This is a genomic window from Spirosoma spitsbergense DSM 19989, from assembly GCF_000374085.1.
GTDB lineage: Bacteria > Bacteroidota > Bacteroidia > Cytophagales > Spirosomataceae > Spirosoma > Spirosoma spitsbergense.
The window spans coordinates 43,376-63,335 of record NZ_KB893559.1 but is presented as its reverse complement, the minus strand read 5'-3'; the positions used below and the strand labels follow the sequence as shown (position 1 = coordinate 63,335).

The 19,960-nt window shown below is 47.1% G+C and carries 14 protein-coding genes; 11 read left to right on the top strand and 3 right to left on the bottom strand.

The genetic code is table 11. From position 1 onward, the window contains the following. Positions 1-6: 6 nt before the first annotated feature. The 11 genes from B157_RS0120225 to B157_RS0120175 all read left to right on the top strand — a co-directional run bounded on the left by B157_RS0120225 (position 7) and on the right by B157_RS0120175 (position 11,123). A complete protein-coding gene (locus B157_RS0120225) occupies positions 7-1,089 on the top strand; it encodes a CgeB family protein (RefSeq protein ID WP_020605127.1) in 1,083 nt (360 codons plus the stop codon). Between the two features lie 97 nt (positions 1,090-1,186). Beyond that, positions 1,187-2,308, top strand: coding sequence for an acyltransferase family protein (locus tag B157_RS40585; RefSeq protein ID WP_020605126.1), 1,122 nt, complete (start codon positions 1,187-1,189; stop codon positions 2,306-2,308). Then, complete coding sequence (locus B157_RS0120215) at positions 2,305-3,507, top strand: glycosyltransferase (RefSeq protein ID WP_020605125.1); 1,203 nt, start codon at positions 2,305-2,307, stop codon at positions 3,505-3,507. The genes B157_RS40585 and B157_RS0120215 overlap by 4 nt, the downstream gene beginning before the upstream one ends. A gap of 44 nt (positions 3,508-3,551) precedes the next feature. Beyond that, a complete protein-coding gene (locus B157_RS0120210) occupies positions 3,552-4,685 on the top strand; it encodes an XrtY-associated glycosyltransferase XYAG1 (RefSeq protein ID WP_020605124.1) in 1,134 nt (377 codons plus the stop codon). A gap of 276 nt (positions 4,686-4,961) precedes the next feature. Then, positions 4,962-5,318: an LbetaH domain-containing protein gene (locus B157_RS39410; protein WP_211225010.1), complete on the top strand. Its 357-nt coding sequence runs from the start codon at positions 4,962-4,964 to the stop codon at positions 5,316-5,318. Continuing rightward, a complete protein-coding gene (locus B157_RS0120200; RefSeq protein ID WP_020605122.1) occupies positions 5,318-6,970 on the top strand; it encodes a GMC oxidoreductase in 1,653 nt (550 codons plus the stop codon). Before B157_RS39410 ends, B157_RS0120200 begins: the two co-directional genes overlap by 1 nt. After that, positions 6,967-7,809, top strand: a complete 843-nt coding sequence (locus B157_RS0120195) for an aldo/keto reductase (protein ID WP_020605121.1) — start codon at positions 6,967-6,969, stop codon at positions 7,807-7,809. The genes B157_RS0120200 and B157_RS0120195 overlap by 4 nt, the downstream gene beginning before the upstream one ends. A 55-nt stretch (positions 7,810-7,864) precedes the next feature. Further along, entirely contained in the window at positions 7,865-8,737 is an 873-nt protein-coding gene (locus B157_RS0120190) for a glycosyltransferase family 2 protein (protein WP_020605120.1), read from the top strand. Positions 8,738-8,749: 12 nt separating this feature from the next. Beyond that, complete coding sequence (locus B157_RS0120185) at positions 8,750-9,151, top strand: hypothetical protein (RefSeq protein ID WP_020605119.1); 402 nt, start codon at positions 8,750-8,752, stop codon at positions 9,149-9,151. 27 nt (positions 9,152-9,178) lie between these two features. Then, positions 9,179-10,468, top strand: a complete 1,290-nt coding sequence (locus B157_RS0120180; protein ID WP_020605118.1) for a WcaI family glycosyltransferase — start codon at positions 9,179-9,181, stop codon at positions 10,466-10,468. A 79-nt stretch (positions 10,469-10,547) separates the two neighbouring features. After that, on the top strand, positions 10,548-11,123 hold the full coding sequence (locus B157_RS0120175; protein WP_245565159.1) for a laminin B domain-containing protein: 576 nt from the start codon (positions 10,548-10,550) through the stop codon (positions 11,121-11,123). An 18-nt stretch (positions 11,124-11,141) separates the two neighbouring features. Here B157_RS0120175 and B157_RS0120170 read toward each other — a convergent pair whose 3' ends face one another. The 3 genes from B157_RS0120170 to B157_RS0120160 form a co-directional block, all read right to left on the bottom strand. After that, the gene (locus B157_RS0120170) at positions 11,142-11,906 is read right to left on the bottom strand and encodes a tyrosine-protein phosphatase (protein WP_020605116.1); all 765 of its coding nucleotides are present in this window, start codon (positions 11,904-11,906) and stop codon (positions 11,142-11,144) included. 262 nt (positions 11,907-12,168) lie between these two features. Beyond that, positions 12,169-14,547: a translocation and assembly module lipoprotein TamL gene (gene tamL, locus B157_RS0120165; RefSeq protein WP_020605115.1), complete on the bottom strand. Its 2,379-nt coding sequence runs from the start codon at positions 14,545-14,547 to the stop codon at positions 12,169-12,171. Between the two features lie 6 nt (positions 14,548-14,553). Next, a complete protein-coding gene (locus tag B157_RS0120160; protein ID WP_026308829.1) occupies positions 14,554-19,644 on the bottom strand; it encodes a translocation/assembly module TamB domain-containing protein in 5,091 nt (1,696 codons plus the stop codon). Positions 19,645-19,960: the final 316 nt, after the last annotated feature.

Genomic DNA, 19,960 nt, shown 5'->3' with positions numbered 1-19,960 from the left:
TGTACTATGAATATTTTTTATATAGGAGAAGAGAAGTCTAGCAGTACTTCCTCGCATCGTGCTTTTGCATTGAAACGATTAGGACACAATGTGGAAATTTTCAACCCTAGAAGTGATAACAGGGGTTATTTGGGCAATTCTTTAGTCAGTAAATTTCATTACCACACTGGATATATTTTTCTCCAAGGAAGAATGTGTAGTTGGTTGAAAAAAATATTAAATAATGGTACTAGTCCTGATTTAATTTGGATTGATAGTGGTGAGCTAATAGGGAAAGAATGTTTAAGAATATTGAGATCTGTTAATGTTCCTGTTATATTATACAACGTAGATGATCCTACTGGCGCAAGAGATGGGAATCGGTTCTTTTCTTTAAAGAAAGCTCTTCCATTGTATGACTTGGTTGTAGTTGTTAGGAAGGAGACACAAAATGAGTGTTTTAATTATGGAGTACATAATGTCTTATTAAAGTTGAGGAGTTATGATGAAGTTGCTCATTCAGCATATGTAGATCTCAATGAAATACCGCCACAGTTCTCTTCAGAAGTTGCTTTCATTGGTACTTGGATGAGACATGAGAGAAGGGACGAATTTTTACTTCACTTAATTGATGCAGGGATTCCTATTAGTATCTGGGGAAACCGTTGGCATAAGTCACCTTATTGGAATAGGCTAAAGCCATATTTTCGAGGCAATGCCCTAGGTGGGCGAGATTATGTTTCTGCTATGCAAGGTGCAAAAATATGTCTTGGATTATTGTCTAAAGGAAATAGGGATTTACATACACAACGATCTTTGGAAGTACCTTACGCAGGGGGGGTGCTGTGCGCTGAACGTACAACTGAACACTTGGATATGTACAGGGATGGAGTAGAAGCTGTTTTCTGGTCGGATGCAACTGAATGCATATGTGTGTGTAAAAAGTTATTGTCAGATGATCATTTGCGTGAGAAAATTCGATTGGCTGGTATGCAACGCGTTCGATCTCTCCAAGTTGGGAATGAAGATGTTTGTCAACAGATACTAAAAGAAGTCGTAAGAATCAATATAGTTGCAAAATCAGAAAAAGTAAAAAGAGTAATTTCGTAGTGTATAATAGGTATAAAGACGGCCAATAATTTGAGGATATACTCTCTTGCTATTTTTGATCATATTATTTCGATTCTTTAACAAGCTTTCTTTAATTATGATAAAAAATAAGATACCCCAAGATAAACGCTTGCTGTTATTAGATAGCTTAAGGGGGATCGCTGCCATTATTGTGTTGTATCACCATTTTTTTAAAATAAATAATATTTTTTTTAAAGCCAAATGTTCTAGTACAATCTATTCTTTTTTAAATTTTATATCGGGACTAAACCAGGAAGCAGTAATATTCTTTTTTGTATTATCTGGTTTTTGTATTGGTTTAAGTTTGAAAAATAAGAACCTTAATGATTCCGAAATTATTAACGAGTATGCGTATCGCCGATTAAAACGTTTGTTGCCCATATATATGATGGCTCTAGTCTTAACTCTTTTTTGTGGTATTCTGATGAATAATTACTACTTAGAGGAATATAGCCTGAAAAATATCGCCGGTAACTTGATGTTTTTACAAACATCAGACTCCATTAAAAGCAGCTGGTTTACACCATATGGTTTTAATGGACCTTTATGGTCTTTAGCATTTGAATTCTTCTTTTATTGGTTTTTTTTGATTACGTTTTTCCTTAACTCACAATATGTATTTAAGTTAAATATGAGTGTGAAAATATTGATATTACTTCTACTTACAATTCTTGGCGTGGTAGTAAACAGTAAATTTTTTTTTCCGCACCTGCTATTTTTTAATAGTTTTATTATTTGGCTTTTAGGCTATATTAATTCTCAATATTACCTATATAATAAGAAGTATAATTTTATCTTCTTATTTATTTTATTTTTCAGTTCATTCTATTTATTGTTGGGATATCGCTACGTTAATTCAAACACTTTGATAGTTGTCTGTAAAGGTTTAATGATGAACTCTATTTTTTACTATACCCTTTTGTATAGAAGATTCTTAAGTCGGTCGTTTATTATTGACAGCCTAAATTTTTTATTTTATAAGATAGGTAAAGGGAGTTACGCAATTTATTCTTTGCACTATCCTCTATTATTAGTTCTTTCTTATTATGATCTTAACTTATATTTTCAGTTATTTATAATTATCATCTTTACTGTTCTAGTAATAAGATTAGAGGAATTATCATTAAAGTGGAATTTTAAATTTTTAAGGATAAATTACTTTCATCTGGTAAATTTTAAAAAAAATTATTCGGAATGAAAATAGTCTTCTTTGTTCACCCTGCCTTTATGCCTTCCCAGAGTATGCCCCGTTTTGCGCACATGCTTGAGAAATGTATGTGTGAACGTGGACATATTATAGAAATATGGTCCCCGACAGCAAGAGCAGTGAAGCTGAAAGTACCTCAGGGAATAAAAAAGTGGTTAGGTTATGTCGATCAATACATTTTGTTTCCGAATGAGGTTCGTAAGCGAATTCATGAATGTGCATTAGATACGTTATTCGTATTTACTGATCATGCACAGGGGCCTTGGGTTCCATTGATCGCTGATCGCCCTCATGTTATTCATTGCCATGATTTTCTAGCTCAACAATCGGCCCTTGGCAACATCCCAGAAAATCCGACGAGTTGGAGTGGTCGTCAATATCAGGCATTTATTCGTCGTGGGTACAGTAAGGGAAAAAACTTTATTTCGGTTTCCAGCAGGACAAGGGATCAATTACATGCCTTGCTGTCATCAATCCCTGCCTGCTCGGAGGTGGTGTACAATGCGTTGAACCAGTCTTTCCCTCCGCTGGATATAAGCCAGTCAAGGCGGCAACTTGGTTCACAAACCGGGCTTTCACTTGAGGCAGGTTACTTATTGCACGTTGGTGGTAATCAGTGGTACAAGAATCGAGTTGGCGTCATTGATGTGTACGATGCATGGCGTGACCATAGTGCAGTTTCTTTGCCATTACTAATGATTGGAGCCTCACCCGATGCCAAATTGATGGAACGCTTTCAGCAATCTCCTCACAAAGCGAACATTCATTTGCTCACTGATTTGGATAATGAAGCGGTGAAACGGGCTTATTCTGGTGCTTCTGTCTTCCTCTTCCCTTCACTGGCTGAAGGCTTCGGCTGGCCAATAGCGGAAGCAATGGCTTCCGGGTGTCCTGTCATTACAACTGATGAGGCTCCTATGACTGAAGTAGCTGGCAAAGCTGGTTTCCTAATGCACAGACGACCTGTTGCTAAAGCAGAAATAAGAACGTGGGCAGAAAAAGCAACTCAATTGGTCAATACCGTAATTTCCTTATCCCCTGAAGCACGTAGGGATGTAATAAAAGTTGGTAAAGAAAATGTGGAGCGTTTTGATCTGGCTTGCTACGCTGAAACGATTGAAGCGATTTATCAATCTGTTTTAGCGGGTCACGATGAACGGAAAAATGAAACTATATTAGTCAGAGCATAATAATGAGTGACTAACGATTATAATGTATCCTTACTGGAACTGTAATGAAAATACTTCACGTAGTGCCTACATACAAACCAGCATATATATATGGTGGTCCAATCGAATCTATTGCCAGCTTGTGTGAATCTTTATTAAAAGATAACAAAATTAGTGTATACACGACTAATGCTAATGGAGATAAAGAATTACCTGTAGTGACAGGCAAAGGCATTAATGTTGATGGGGTGACCGTGACTTATTTTTCGCGAATAACACGTGGAAATACAAACATTGCACCTGCTTTATGGACCAACTTATACAGGGATTGTCAAAGTTTTGATATAGTCCATATTCATTCCTGGTGGAATCCAGTAGTGGTTATTGCTGCTGCTATTTGTCATTTAAAAAAAGTGAAAGTTGTAGTATCTCCAAGAGGTATGCTTAGTAGTTATATAATGACTAAGACATATCCTGGAACAAAAAAATGGATTCATAAACTGATAGGGAAAGATGCTTTGCAAGCAGCCATATTCCATGCTACATCAGAATCTGAGTATATTGAATGTGGAAAACTAATACCAAATTGGACAGGATTTCTTCTTCCTAATATTATTAAATTACCATCTGAGCAATTTAATCGAACGGAAAATGAAATCTTTACGCTTGTATTTCTATCAAGAATACATCCTAAAAAAGGGCTCGATATACTTTTTAAAGCAATAAGTAAGATTGATGCTCCAATTAGGCTGAGAATAGCTGGAAGTGGCGAAAAAACGTATATCGAAGAATTAAAAAATGAATCAGTAGTATTAAAGATAGACCACCTAATTGAATGGATTGGATGGAAAGATCATAGTGAAAAGTATGATGAATTAGCCAGTGCCGACCTTTTTGTACTGACATCTCATAACGAAAATTTTGCTAATGTAGTAATAGAGTCCTTATACGTTGGAACCCCGGTGTTATTGTCAACTGCAGTTGGATTAGCTGATTATGTGAAAGAAAATGATCTTGGCTGGATTGTAGAACTGGATGAAGTTTCTATTACAAATGGCTTATTAAGTGCTATTGCTGATAAAAAGAAGAGAATGTCTATAAACAGTACGGGCAGGGAGAAAATATTGGAGTCATTCTCCAGAGATATACTGGCAAAAAAGTATATGGAAAATTATAATCAATCTATTATTAACGACTGACTTTTCAACTTGAGTTAAATATATTTTAGTCTGTAAAATCTTATAGTGAAGATGTTTTCACATAATTCTACTAGTAGCGATGCCTATATGCGACCTAGTTTTTCTAGATCCGACAAAATTAAACGGTTAATTTGGTCAGCAGTATGGGTAGTAATGTGCCGATGGACGCCTAGGTTTTTACATAACTGGCGTTGTACAGTTCTCCGGTTTTTTGGAGCGAAAATAGGCAAGTCCAACTTCATATACCCAGACTGTAAAATCTGGGCACCCTGGTTGTTGGAAACTGAAGATGTTGTTACAATTGGCCCGGAAGTGGAGATCTATAACCCTGGCGGAGTCTACTTAGGGCATCACGCTATTCTTTCACAAGGAGCTTATTTGTGTGGTGCTACTCACGACTATAATACAATCGAGTTTACATACATTAAGAAAAGAATAGTCATTGAAGCTTATTCGTGGATATGTGCTAAAGCGGTTGTTCTTCCGGGAGCACATTGTCGGGAGGGAAGCGTTTTGGGGGCAGCAGCCGTCACATCGACTTCTTTGGCAGCATGGACAGTTTATGCAGGAAATCCAGCAGTACGGGTTAAAGAGCGGATTAACTTTCTTGATAAAACAGAAATAACAGCGTAATGAGTTTCAAAGATTCAGGCGATAAAGAATACGACTTATGTATTGTGGGGAGTGGACCAGCTGGTTTGATTACAGCTTTGGAATACACCCGTTTGCAACCTGAGCATTCTGTTGTGATAATTGAGTATGGTGATAGCAACACGAAAACTAAGAATGATCTTGATGACTCAATTCAGGTTACGAATTTAACAAACCATCATGAGCCCTATGAGTGTACTAACAAGGGCTTCGGTGGAACATCTGCTACCTGGGGGGGGCGTTGTGTCATGTATGACGAAGTGGATTTTGTAGATCGTCCAATTATTGCTGATGGTTGCACATGGGATTTGGATTTATTTAGGGAGCTGGATAAATACTTAGCCCGTTCAGCCGATTATTTTGAATGTGGGAAGGCTGTCTTTAACATAAATGAAATACCACAATTTAAGGATGAACGGGTTGCGGAAAACTTCCGGGAAGGTATAGTAACCGATTCTGTAGTGGAGCGTTGGAGTATGCCCACTCGCTTTGGAAGCCGCTATGCCGACGATATTGCTGCACGACCTAATCTCACAGTTTTGCGGGGATATGAAGCAAGAGAATTTGTTGATCTGCAAGGGAGTGGTCACTTTTCCATTCTGAAAATTAGAAAAATAGGTCAAGCAGAATTATTTGATGTAAAAGCAAAGGCTTTTGTCATAGCTGCCGGTGCTCAGGAGTCTACGCGTATTCTGCTTAGAAATAGTCAGCTGTTTAACTTGCTGCCTGCACTACCTGCCGCGTTGGGTAAATACTATCAGGGTCATTTGTCTGGTAAAATCGCTTCAGTCAGGTTTTATGGTGGGGCAACAAAAACTGACTATGGGTTTCTGCGCGACGAAGAAGGTATTTACTTAAGAAGGCGTTTTCAATTTACAGACAAGTTCTTAACAGAAAATAATTTGCTCAATACGGCAATATGGCTTGACAATCCCCTTTATTATGATCCCAAGCATCGTAGTGGGGCCATGTCTTTCATGTATCTCGCTATGTTAATGCCAATTCTGGGTAAGAAACTAGCGCCAGCAGCCATTGCAGAGTCGATTACGAAAGGGAAACGATACGGAATATCAAGGCACATAGGGAACGTTTTTCGACAATTTCCAAAATCACTTGTTATACCTGCTACAATATTTTACAAACGGTATTTACTGAAACGTAAGCTACCAGGAGTTTTTTTATTCAGTCCGGAGAACCGGTATGCGCTTCATTTTCATTCGGAGCAGATACCAGACGTTTCAAATAGGATGGAGCTTGGACCGGATAGAGAGTCCCTGGTGATTAACTATTCATTACTGGAAGAAGACATTAATTCGGTCATCAAATTACATAAAGTACTTGACAATTGGCTACGTGAAACGGGGTGTGGAGAGTTGGAGTATTGGTATCCGGATATTGATATGTCTACAGCAATACGGGGAATGTCTCGTGATGGTATTCATCAATCAGGCACAACCCGAATCGCAGATTCACCGGAAAGGGGAGTTGTTGATCGGCAATTAAAAGTTTGGGGGACAAAAAATGTCTATGTGTGTAGCAGTTCCGTTTTCCCAACATCCAGTCAGGCTAATCCTACCTTTTTTCTAGGAGCTTTTGCGGTAAGACTGGCTGAACATTTGACCAAACAACTATGAGAACTGTTGAGCTGACGGAAGGAATAAAATCTTCGGCCTTAGGATTTGGCTGCGCACCCATTCTTGGTTCCGTAGATGCGAAAAAGGCACGCAGAGCTATGGACTGTGCTTTTGATTGTGGCATTACTCACTTCGATTTGGCTCGTTCTTATGGGTATGGTGAAGCTGAAGGGTTTTTCGGTAAAGTAGTTAAAGACAGACGTGATAAAGTGATAATAGCCAGTAAGTTCGGTATCCAGGCTAACTGGAAAGCAAAAATACTTAGACCTATCAAGCCAATAATTCGAATAATTCGTAGTAATTCAAATCAATCGAATTTACAAGCGAAACCAGTAGTCGTTGATTCTATCGCTAAAGTCGCTGATCATTTCCACGATCGAATACCATTGCGTGGTAATGAGATGAGAGTAAGTTTGGAGCGTAGTTTGCGCGCTCTTAATACTGATTATCTCGACTACTTCTTCGTTCATGAACCCCCTGAATCTCTTTCTTTTATAGACGAGTTAAAGGACACCGCTGAAAAGCTGAAGAAAGAGGGGAAAATCAGAGCATGGGGCCTGGCATACATGCGTTCGCAAGGTGCTCTGCACAGCCAATACCTACGTCATTTCGATGTGTTACAGTTTGATAATTCGCCAGGAGCAACAGGCTATAAAACAGTAGTGGAGAAAAGAGGACTAGCATCGAATGTGCTTTTTTCACCGTTAAGGGGCGGGAGTAATAATATGACTCCCGCCGAAAAATTAAAGCAATTAGGTATGGACTTTCCAAAGAGTGTGGTGCTGTGTTCTATGTTTAATGAACAGCACTTGATAGAAAATGCTAGTCTGTTTAATTAGTGTTTTGTAAAGTAGAAAAGTCAAAGCCATTAACCCGTAATACAGTCACAATTGTATGATTTCGGTTCTCATTCTCACTAAAAATGAACAGCAGGATTTACCCGGCTGTCTGGAATCAGTTGCCTGGTGTAACGATATTCATCTGTTTGATTCCTACAGCGATGATAAAACCCTTGAGATAGCTCAAAAAGCCGGGGCGAAAATAACACAGCGTAAATTCGATAACTGGGCGGCCCACCAGAATTGGGGGCTGGCTAACATTCCGTTTAAAAATAAGTGGGTTTTATATATTGACGCCGACGAGCGGGTTTCGCCGGAATTGAGAGAAGTCCTATTATCGTTCAAACCGGATGATGCTGAAGTTGTGGCTTATGAGGTACAACGGCGTGATTTTGCCTGGAATGGCACCTGGCTGAAACATGCACAGATGTCACCTTTTTATCTGCGGTTGTTCCGGCCTGATAAGATGCGGTATGAACGATTGGTAAATCCAATATCCATACCCGATGGCAATGTGTCCAGAATTGGCGGCTTTCTGGATCATTACCCGTTCAGTAAGGGCTTTCGTTACTGGTGGCAGCGTCATCTTGGCTATGCGGATATGGAAGCCGCTATGCGTATGCAGGATATGAACAAAGGCACCAGTTTCTCGCTTAAGAAAGCTGCCTTCGGAAAGGATTTTAGTGAACGTCGTTACCATCAGAAAGGTATTTTTTATAAGCTGCCGGGTCGCCCACTGGTCAAGTGGTTTTATCTGGCCATCTGGCGTCGCGGCTTTCTGGATGGTCAGGCAGGTATGACTTATGCCGTATTACAGGCAGTCTATGAGTATTTTATTGTGCTTAAGACCAGGGAACTGACGGCTAAAAAAACACCGGCAGAGAAGGTGTCCGATACACTAACCGCTCCCCTTACCGTTCACAGCTAATGGAGCGCGCTTATGAGGGCACTTTTTTTTGTAAGTCTATTGATTGGTGCCAGCATCGTTTTCTATTTCAGCTGGTTGCCAAAGCCTAATTTGGGAACATATAGAATATTGCCCGACTGGTTGTCGCACTGGACGGATGTAAATGACAACATGAATGTCCGGACCGCAGTGCCCTTTTTTATCATGGGGGTATCGAGTGGCTACTGGCTATCGTCTACCGGGCAAGCGTGGATAAACTGGTTCTGGCTTTGGCTATTGCTGATAGCCGTTGTCAGTATTGCCGAAGCGGGTCAGTTACTGTTGCCGCTACGGCATTTTGACTGGGGTGACATTGCCTGGGGATCTGCCGGAGCGTTTATTGGCTTATTGCCACTGGGTCTACTTCGACTGGTGAACCATAAAAGGCATTGGTGACCAGCGGGAATCACAAAGACAACCTTTATGCGAATTCTTATTTACGGTATAAATTATGCCCCTGAGCTAACCGGTATTGGTAAGTACACGGGCGATATGGCAGCCTGGCTGGCACAGCAGGGAGAAACGGTGGAGGTAATTACCACCATGCCCTATTATCCCGAGTGGGCCGTTCATGCGTCGCACCGGGGAAAATGGTGGCATACGGAACAGCTGGCGGGGGTAAGGGTGCATCGCTGTCCATTTTACGTACCGGGTAACGTTACCTCGCTCAAGCGGATTCTGCACGAGTTTTCTTTCGTATTGAGCAGTCTGGTGTACTGGCTACCCGTTTTTTTTGGCAAACGGTACGATGTTGTTATTTGTTTGTCGCCCCCATTTCACCTGGGTTTGCTTCCTGTTTTTTACAGTAAGTTGCGCCGGGTACCACTTTGGTGCCACATTCAGGATTTACAGATCGACATGGCCAAGGAATTAGGTATGCTTAAAAACAAGCGGTTTCTGGACATCATGTTCCGTGTTGAGCAGTTCATTCTCAAACACTGTACCGTCGTATCGACCATTAGCGAAGGGATGGTTCGGAAGGTGACGCAAAAGAACGTGATTCAGCAGGAATGCGTACTATTCCCGAATTGGGTCGACGGTACTTTAGTCAAACCGCTTTCGTCGGCGCAATCACTGCGGGCGGAGTTGGGTTTACAGTCGACCGACAAAGCGGTACTTTATTCGGGCAGTCTGGGCGAAAAGCAGGGGCTGGAAATTATCATCGAAGCCGCCAAATCGTTCGTTTCACAGCCGGAGGTCAAATTTCTTATTTTTGGATCAGGAGGGGGGAAAGGTAAGCTGGAAACACTGGTGCGGGACTACGGTCTGACGAATGTTCGGTTTTACCCGTTGCAGCCCGCCGAAAAGTTATCGGCGCTGCTGGCAACAGCGGATATCCACCTGGTACTGCAAAAGAAATCAGCTTCTGATCTGGTGCTACCCTCAAAGCTGACCGGTATTTTAGCGGCCGGTGGGTGTGCGCTGGTATCGGCAGTTCCGGGCACTACCTTGTTCGACGTAGTGAGTACGCACAACATGGGCATACTAATCGAACCGGAATCGGCAGAAAAGCTGGTAACGACTATCCGTGAATCGCTTGTTTCGGATCTAACCCCGTATCGGGCCAATGCCCGACGGTACGCGGAAAAATTCCTGAACCGGGAAGTAATACTTAACGGGTTTGAACAGCATTTAAGAGAAGTGACTAAAAAAGGTCCATCCAGTCAAAAAGAGCGCGTTGCTCATAAAACACTGGATGAATTAGTGAGTTAGTTTTGTCCAGTTTGACGATGTACCACCGTAGTGTATATTTACGGTCAACCCATTTCTTACTGGTATGCTAGACATAATTTTGCCCTTTCTGAAGTCTAGTGCGTTTAATGTTTTAGTCCTCCTGATTTGTGGTACTCATTTCACTGCCTGTACTGAACTAATAACACCCCTTTTTCCTATATCGTACGGTTTCGATGATGATGCACAGGGGTGGGAAGGGAGTGTAGGCTGTAAAAGTGGTTACAGCGCTACCGGTGGTAACCCAGGAGGTTATGTGTACGGTATCGATGATGCCACTGGTTTCTGGTACTTTGTTGCTTCAACTGAATTTACTACTACGGTTCGCAAGGCTTACGGTCTTCAACTCAGCTTCGATCTGGAGCAATCAGCAATTGATAATCAGGCTGATGCGGATGATATAATTATTACTGATGGAACTTTGACCTTAACTCATAAAACGTCTTATAACCCCAAGACTATCTGGACGGCTTACTCCGTGAAACTGGATGAAACTGCTGGGTGGAAAAAAGGAAAAGTAAAGGCTACAAAAGCCGAATTACAGCAGGTCCTGCAAAATCTGACCAGCTTAAAGATACGGGGCGAGTTCCGATCTGGACCGGACCGGGGCGGGCTGGATAACGTATCTATTCGTTAATTTCTCATACTCATTTCTCTACCCCAGCAACGTTTCGTTCAGCAGCGTTTGCTCTTCCAGTAATTTCATATCGCCGGATTTGAACAGGCGGGCCATGGTGTCCAGATCGCCGGGGCGGTGCATGTCGCTGCCGATGAAGTCTACCCAGCGCTGTTGTAGCAGGAAACGGGCCTGCTTTTCTACGTGAGAACCATAACGCCCGCTCAACGACATCCAGTTGAGCTGAAACAGGCAGCCAATGTCGCGCAGGTGTTGCAGCGCGGCCCTGTCGGTATGGTAGTATTTGTAGCGTTCGGGGTGAGCCAGCACGGGCGTGTAGCCGTGCGTCTGAATGCGAAAGACCATGTCGCTCAGATTCATTGGGGCCTGCGACCAGCCCGTTTCGAACAGCAGGAACCGGCGTTCTCCGAACGGAATCAATTCGCCTTCCCGGAGCATATCCATGAAAAAATCGTCCAGCATATACTCGGCGGCTGCGTCGATGGTGAGCGGGAGCTGGTTTTCGGCAATGAGGTCGCGTACAGTGGCTAGTTTTTCCAGAATAAGGGCTGCACTATTGGGATACCAGTCGCGGCTAACGTGTGGGGTCGTAATTACTTTTTTGATACCCCAGTCCGCCAGTTGTTTCAGGCAGATCAGGGTTTCGTCCAGCGTGGCAACACCATCGTCGATGTTGGGCAGCAGGTGGGAGTGAAGATCGACTTTCCAGAAACAATCCTCCCGGTCGGCTTCGGAAGCCTCGCCGGGGTGAATGAGCCGTTGCCAAAAGTTTTTTGTCGTCATGTACGGGAATGGTGGGTATTGAAAGGGGCAACGGCTGGCCTGATTAGGATAAGCAAATTACCTGGTTTGTCTATACGTTGATTTCCTATCCTATTTAAACGGTTGCAATTTAACGTTTATTTGGGAGGGTTTGTAGAGACGCAATACCTTGCGTCTCCTATGCGTCAGCAATACCTTGCGTCAGCAAAAAACCATCCGGGTAACAAATAAAAACCATCCGGACAGGAGACGCAAGGTATTGCGTCTCTACAAGACCATCCACCTAGAACGGATAACCTACGGCGATGTTGAAGACCAGGTTCTGTTTGCGCCAGGTGCTGCTGCCGAACGCCATCTTGTCGATGACCCACTCGTTGCCATCGGTTTTGTACGGTTTGCGCAACGGCGTAGCCAGATCGAAGCGGATCAGGAAATAGGACAGGTCGATGCGGAGACCGATGCCGGCCCCTACGGCAATCTGCTCGTAAAATTTATTGGTGAACTGCGCACCCGGCCCGAAGGTGCCCACACTGGTATAGGTCCAGACGTTACCCGCATCCACGAATACGGCTCCCTCCAGGTACTTGTTGAACTTGGCCCGTATTTCGGTATTGGCTTCCAGTTTTATGTCGCCCCCGCCATCCTGAAAGAGGGGCAGGTTCCGGATGGTGTCGCGGGTGAACAGGCCCGGCCCAATGGCGCGGGGCCGAAACGCCCGGATGCTGTTGCTGCCCCCCACAAAATACTGCTTGGTGAAGGGCAACTGGAAGCCTTTGGAATTGCCATAGGGAACACCAATGCCCATGAACAGCCGGTTGGCCCAGGTAATGCTGCTGCTGACTTTGTGGTACAACCGCGAATCGACATCGAACCGGGCGAACTGGGCGTAGGGTACGCCGAACAACCCATTTCGGTCGTCGGCGGGTAGCTGTTTGCGGAAAAGCAGACTCGCCATGTTACCCGCCACTTCCACGTTGGCCGTCAGCCGGAACGTGTTGGGCGAAACCGTCCGGGGCGACGAGTTATAATTGAACTGGTAGAGTGAACTCAGAATAAGCTGGTCGGAATTGAAAACGGTCGTCTGGTATTGTCGCTTCACAATGTCTGACACCTCCGGGTCGAACAGGATAGTATACACTTCATCGCCTACCTGATTGAGGGGGACGTACACGTAGTTGGCACTGAGCGGCTGAAAGACGTGCTCTACCTGCTGATTCTGCCGCCAGGCGTAGCCGAAGGTAGTCTGGAAGGAGTTGATGCGGTAGAGTCCCCCCCGGATGATGGTCTGATACCCCGCCGTGACGTTGGTTTTGGGCAGGGCTTTCCGGCGGGCATCGTACCGGAACCGGATGGGCGACACCAGCCGCGGAAAACTCAGTATGGCATCCAGGCCAAACCGGTAGTTGGTGACGTTCTGATCGCCCCCGCCAATCTGGTACTCGATGCCGGCATTGGCATTGATGGTGAGCAGTTCGGCCCGCCGGAGGGCGTTGCGGTTACGCCAGCTGAGGATGACCTGCGTTCCGTTGAAGTTGTTGGAGCGGGAGGTACCGTCCAGCTCCACCCGTGCCGACTTGGTGGGGTAGGGGGTCAGGTAATAGTGGACATCCAGGATGGCCGAATCGCCCTGCTGAGCCGGTTCGAAGCGGTTGCGGACGAATTTAAACGCCCCCACATTGATAAAGCGGGAGAGGGTCAGGTCCTGCGCCAGGCTGTTATAACGGGTACCCGGCCGCACGGCAACGATATCCCGGAACAGTTTGGGGTTGAAGCGGTTGGACGAATCGACAATGGTGAAGTTCGATTTCGACTGATACGCCAGCAGCAGGTTGGTATCGACCTGCGCGGTAGAGAGGCTATAATTGGGGTAAATATAGACGTTCCGAATATAATAGGGCACGGCGGCTGCTTCGGGTATTTCGGGTTTGATGGCAAAATACAGACTGGTTTTGTGCAGGGTGGAATCGTTGTCGGCCAGCACCGCTACGTAGTCGGGCAGGAAGTAGTAGAAGCCCTGCTGTTTAATGGCCTGACTGATCCGCTCACGCTCGATCTTGATATTATCGAAGGTGTAAGGGTCACCTTTATGAAAAACTGTTTTGCGGGAGGCCACGCGCAGGGCTTTTCGAACGGGCGTAGAGTCGACCAGAAAGCCCACCGAATCGATGTAAAAGCGGGGTTTTACATTGACCTCGAACACCCCCCGTGCCTTGTATCCTTTCTCTTTCAGTTCGCCGGTCACCTGCGAGTCGAAGTACCCCTGATTTTGCAGGGTAGCCTCGAAGACCGGGATGTTCGCGGATATGGCTCTGGCACTGGCAAAGACGGGTTCTTCCCCGAATTTTTTGCGAAACCAGGCACGCAGGCCATTTTTCTTTGGCTCTCCCAGCAGGTAATAGAAACCAACTTTATACGGGTAGCCAAACAGTTTGGCATTGGGCCGGGGCCGGGCCAGCTCCAGCAACCGGGTGGTCAGCGTTGCCTGTTCATCGGCCGATACCGTCGAATCGGCCTTCATGACAATATCGGTGCCATCGTACAGCCGCTCTTTGGCGGGCAGGTGTTTGGCAATGTTACACCCCGTGAGCAAACCCGCCAGCAGCAGGATATATACCCCGCCAGTGCGGGTGGAGTGGGGTTTATATGTCAATAAAAAGTTCATAACGAATTAATTTACCGGGGGCGCACCGGGTGCGGGCGACCGGTGAAATATCTCGGACAGGGTGTTATAATCTACCGTGATGACGAAACCGACCCCCGTTTCGATGATATATCCATCCAGCACCGCCTGATAATCATTATGGCGGTAAGCCCGCAGTACGTAGCGGCCATCGCGGGTGAGGTTATAATTTAGGGATACATTGTCGAACACCTCATTCGGGTTCCGGGTGGCACTGTTGGCGGCATTTTCCAGCACGAAATTACGCCCCACCGACACCGTCAGGCGGCCGGACAGGAAACTCTTCGACAGGCCTACGTTCAGGTCGGTACGGGCGCCATTGGTCGTGCCGCCTGTGTTGGCGGCTCCCGTTTGCGACAGCAGGTTGAAATCCACATCGAAGCCCTTCAGTACATTGGACGCCAGCTTTCCCAACTGATCCGAAATAAGTTTACTAACACTGCTGCGGGCCACACCCTCCGCCTGGGTATCGAGTCCGCCGGAACCCGAGCCGGAGAAGAAATCGGAGGTGCTTTCGGGCAGGAACCGACCCAGCACCAGCAGCGCAAAGACCTGTTTGTTCATCATCGATTCATCCTGTCTGAGCAGTTTCAGTTTGTTCTCGATAGCGGTGCCAAATACACTGGTTGCCGCAGCGTTGCTACCGTCCACGTCGGGCTGCCGGATGTCGAAGTTCAGTTTGGGCGCGGCCAGATTGTTGGTGATGGTCAGGGCCACGTCGAAGGGGAGCTTGCGGTTCAGGGCTGCGGTAGGCACACTGGCACTGGTGGTTTCGTTCCCGATCAGGTCGACGGGGGACGTGTCCACCTGGTACACGGCCGTCATGTTGATGTCGGCCCGGAGTGGGTCGCCGGTAAACTGGATGTAGCCGCCTTTCTGAATCTTGAACTGCCGTTTCAGCACCTGATAGGTCATGGAATATTCCCCTTCCGTTACGTCGTAACGGCCCAGTACGGTCATCTCCCCAGCCGCATTGATGCCCACGTTAAGCCGGGCATTGCCCCGTGCCCGCAGGTAATCGCCGTTCAGTTCGTCGACCACAATGGTCAGTTCCGATTTCTCGTCGGCTTCCAGGTCGAGCGAAATGTTGGAGTTGCCAAGCTTGTCGAACGACAGCCGGTGCGTATTGATGCTATCCTTTTTGGGCAGGTATAAATATTTGGTCAGGGCCAGGGAGTCCTTGTGGTTGATGAACGTCACGATGTCCTTGGAGGCATCAACATTCAGGGATTCGTCGGGCAGTACGAGCGATATTTTGCTGCCATCTTCCAGCCGGACGGTGCCATTGATCGAGGGACTGGTACCGGTGCCTTTGATGCGCAGATCGGCCGTGACAGAGGCTTGCCCATAGGCATAGTCATTGTCTTTACGGGCGGCATTCAGCACCTGAAAATTATCGGCCTGAACGCGCAGGTTATACGCTACGTCGGGAATATTTTTAAGGACTACCGTGCCATCCGTCGTCAATATACGCCCTTTGTCGTCGCGCATTTTAAACTTGTTCAGGGTGATCGTCTGCCCGGAAAAAGCCAGTTTTTCCTCGTCGATGTGGTAGGTAGCGTTCAGTTGTTTGATGTTGAACGCCACGGAGTCGAACGCGACACTACCATCCAGTTTCGGGTTGTCGATGGCACCCGCCACGGTGAAGTCACCGGTGAGTTTCCCCTTAGCCTCCCGCAGTTCCCCGAAGCTGAACGCTTCGATGGTTCGGGCATCCAGCCGTTTGAGGCTGATGGCCAGATCGAGGGCTTTTTTGGCATCGTCGGGGTTATAATATCCCGTTATGGTGGCGTCATTGTAGGGACCGGCCAGCGTGGTGTTGACATTGATCCGGCCATCCTCATTATTCCGGAAGCGGGCGGTGAGGTTGCCGATGGGCTTGTCCATCACCTGCAGGCTATCGACATACACCGAGCCAATGAAGGATAGTTTGTTATCCGTACTCATATAGTCGCGGATAATGACGGTACCATTCAATTCCCCGGCGGCCAGGGTGGTATCCTGATTGGCCAGCCGCGTCAGGTTTTCGATACTGAGGGCGTGGGCCGTTACCCGGATGGGGGCATTGGGGTACTGCTCCGTATTACTTATTTCGAGGTACTGGTCTCCCTGTTCGATGTGTAGTCGATTGACGAGTACGCCATCATCCCCATACTGCGCAAAACCGGTGGTATCGGTTTGCCACCGCTGGTAGTTGGTCAGCAATCCATTCCGGGCAAAGTGAAACCGGTAGCTGGAATCGACGATGCTGAGGGTACCCGCCAGCCCGTGCAGATCCTGATTGATGGAATCCTTCGTGACCACGGCAAACGCAAACTGATTATTAGCGGCTGTTCCGGTCAGGTCCGTTTCCCTGATGTTCAGGCCGCTGTACAGAATTCCATCGACTTTCCCATCCACTTTCAACTGATTATTGGCACCCCGCAGCGCCAGGCTGCTGCCTTTCACCGTGATGGTATCGTAGATCACTTCGCCGGTGCGCAGCGTGGCCGACAGGGTGGTATCCCGGCTGGCATCCAGATAGGCACTGAGCCGAACGGTGTCCAGTTTGGTCAGGGCGGGTACAAAGGCTTTCAGCAGTGGGTTCTGATACGCTTTCAGCCCTACCGTGAACGCATAGGGGGGCGGAATTTTTTTATAGGTCAGAGCGGGCAGGGCGATGTACTTACTGATTTCTCCCGCAAGGATGTCGTACAACTGCGTGTACTCGAACTGTCCGTTCATGGTCAGCCGGGCACCGGGTAGCCGGGCCAGCACATTTTTGGTCGTGCCATCAACCGCCAGTCGGGCATAGAGCGAATCAATGGGGTAGCTGGTCCCGTTCAGGCTCAGGGTAGCGTCGCTGGCAGAAATGGTCCCTACGGGTTTAGCCGGGTCGGTAGAAGCCATATCGAGCAGGATCTTACCTTTGATGGAGAGGGGGTCCGGGTAAAGTTTCAGTTTTTGCAGGTTCAGCTCGTTAACCATCGTTCGGCCGGTAACGCTGGGAAAGTCTCCCTTGAGGCCCACTTTCAGGTCCAGCGTCAGGTTGGCGTTCGGGTCTTTGCTGCCGCCGGTTATGTCCAGCAGGCCATTGGCCAGTTTACCTTCGGCATTGATGTTCTGATAGACGTACCCGTTCAGGTCGGCCGACTGGATGGCCAGGTCGAAGTTGGTGGTGAGGGTATTCACGTCGATGCCCCGCCCGTCTACCGTAGCGCGACCCGTTACTTTACCCATCGTGCCGGTTTGTTTCAGCCACTTACCCGCATCGAATTCGTTCAGGTTGAGCGTGCCCTTGTACGTCTCATTCTTGCCGGTAACGAAGCCAGCCAGTCGCCCGTCAAAAGCGGCTGTACCCCATTCCGTGTTCAGTTTAGCATCCAGAATAAGGTCATTCAGCTGGCCATTTAGTTTGCCGGTCAGGTTGAAGGAGGCCGGTAAGTCGATAGACGACGGAATAGACCCTTTGGGGGCCAGTTTTTCAATGTCGGCTTTGGTGGTGGTGGCTTCCTGCACCGTCATGGCCACGCCCAGCCGTTCGGGGTCGGTTACGTTGGTGAGTTTGCCACTGGCCCGTAGTTTGGTACCCGACAGCATGGAAAATTCCACGCGGGGCAGGTTTAGCGCGGCCAGCGTACCCACTGCCTGCATATTAGCCCGGAAAACCCCTCCGCTATTGCCGGCAAAGGGGGGCGTATCGGCCAGGAAGGGCGCCAGTTGGAGGACATCGTTCACCGACAGGTAACTGTTCTTCAGTTTTATATTGACGTTGACCCGCGACGCAAAGCGAGGGTCGCTCAACTGCCCCAGCGAATCGTACCGGAGCACCAGCTGGTCGCGCAGCAGGGTGGTGGGTGTCTGGATATACAGGTTGGTGAGCGTAGTGGTGGTATCCGTGTACAGCACGTTCGCTTCCATCTTCTGAAGCACCAGCCCACTCGTGGCCCGGAACCGGCCATTACGCAGCTGACCGCTGATAAGCTGCCCCTTTTTTCCTAAATCCTTATACACCAGAAACCGCCCGTCGATACCCAGATTTTGTAAATCCATATGGCTGTAGTCGAGCCCCGTCTTCTGCCGGGGTGCCGTTTCGTCGTTGAACTGGATTCGGTTGTTGGCAAAATGAACATTCGTCAGTTTAGCCTGCCAGCCCCGCGTGGATTCGCCTGGAGTTGTAGCTGCCGCTGCTGGTGGGGTAGGTGCAGTTGCTTTTTTGGTGGGTTTGGTGAGCGTGGCGGCAATGTCGGCGTTGGTCAGGTTGAGGGATTTGATACCAATTTTTTCGCCATCGAGGTAAAAATAATTGGACTCCATGGTCAGTTTTCCCGCACTGCCTTTCGTCTTGAAATCCGACGGCAAAACCTCAATATCCCATTTGGCGTTGTTCACCTGCCATTTGCCCAGGGCCAGATCGAGCGTGTCGCCCGGCGCGGATGGCGCACTGGTGGGTGTGGGCAATCCCTCATACAGGCGGGTACGCAGGTTTAAGCCATTTACGGCGACATCGGACAGGTGATATTTTGATTTGTACACATCCGAATCACTGAAATTGGCCCGTATACTATCGACGTAGGTATTGACTTCGGCGCCAACGACATCATCTTTATACCGAATGCGGACATCCCTCAGGAATATACTGGAGAGGTTGATCATCATCGGGGTTGAAACTGTGTCGGAGGGTTCGGGGGCTGCCCCCGTGTCGAACGCGTCCAGCAGGTACTGAAAATTGAACGTTGTGTCCGGTAGGGTCCGGTTTACGGTCAGGCGTATATGTTCCAGCGAAATCTGATTCAGCGCTACTTTGTTGTTCAGTAACCCCAGCATGTCCAGGTCAATACGCATCCGGCCCCCGTTCAGTAACGTATCGCCCTGAGGGGTTTTGAAAAATACGTCATCCAGTTCAATCCAGTCGGGTATTGAATAACGAACGCGACCAATATGAAAGGGTGACTGGAGCTTTTGAGCGAGGTAGGAATTGACCTGCTTCGTTACCAGTTTCTGGCCCCAGGGGGTGGTTGCAACGAGCACGACGAATCCGACCAGCAGCAACACAAGGGCTAGCAATCCCAATAAAACACGTACAATTATTTTCGACACAACAGACTCTTTTGGGGTGTATGACGAACCCGTTCAGGCATGTAACTGGACAACGATACTCCTGTTTATAACCAGCTTACCCCAAAATATGTTGCCTTCTACCTTAAAACATACCATTTATTGGCGACAAAAGCTCATTTGTCCGTTCGGGAAAAGCGTTGTTCAGTCGGTTTCAGCCGGACTTTCCGGCCAAAATTACCAGCTGGCTCGTATTTGTCCATACGCCACTGGCTGGCTGTTCGTTGCGAATGGTTGTGGATGGTAGGTGATTTAAAATGGTTTGAAGAAATTAAACTAGGAATGGCTAATTGAGGAT

What these genes read in the sequence shown, in the direction of transcription:
- B157_RS0120225 (WP_020605127.1), top strand. Translation starts at nt 7, where the DNA reads ATGAATATTTTTTATATAGGAGAAGAGAAGTCTAGCAGTACTTCCTCG.
- B157_RS40585 (WP_020605126.1), top strand. Translation starts at nt 1,187, where the DNA reads ATGATAAAAAATAAGATACCCCAAGATAAACGCTTGCTGTTATTAGAT.
- B157_RS0120215 (WP_020605125.1), top strand. Translation starts at nt 2,305, where the DNA reads ATGAAAATAGTCTTCTTTGTTCACCCTGCCTTTATGCCTTCCCAGAGT.
- B157_RS0120210 (WP_020605124.1), top strand. Translation starts at nt 3,552, where the DNA reads ATGAAAATACTTCACGTAGTGCCTACATACAAACCAGCATATATATAT.
- B157_RS0120200 (WP_020605122.1), top strand. Translation starts at nt 5,318, where the DNA reads ATGAGTTTCAAAGATTCAGGCGATAAAGAATACGACTTATGTATTGTG.
- B157_RS0120195 (WP_020605121.1), top strand. Translation starts at nt 6,967, where the DNA reads ATGAGAACTGTTGAGCTGACGGAAGGAATAAAATCTTCGGCCTTAGGA.
- B157_RS0120190 (WP_020605120.1), top strand. Translation starts at nt 7,865, where the DNA reads ATGATTTCGGTTCTCATTCTCACTAAAAATGAACAGCAGGATTTACCC.
- B157_RS0120185 (WP_020605119.1), top strand. Translation starts at nt 8,750, where the DNA reads ATGAGGGCACTTTTTTTTGTAAGTCTATTGATTGGTGCCAGCATCGTT.
- B157_RS0120180 (WP_020605118.1), top strand. Translation starts at nt 9,179, where the DNA reads ATGCGAATTCTTATTTACGGTATAAATTATGCCCCTGAGCTAACCGGT.
- B157_RS0120170 (WP_020605116.1), bottom strand. Translation starts at nt 11,906, where the DNA reads ATGACGACAAAAAACTTTTGGCAACGGCTCATTCACCCCGGCGAGGCT.
- tamL (WP_020605115.1), bottom strand. Translation starts at nt 14,547, where the DNA reads ATGAACTTTTTATTGACATATAAACCCCACTCCACCCGCACTGGCGGG.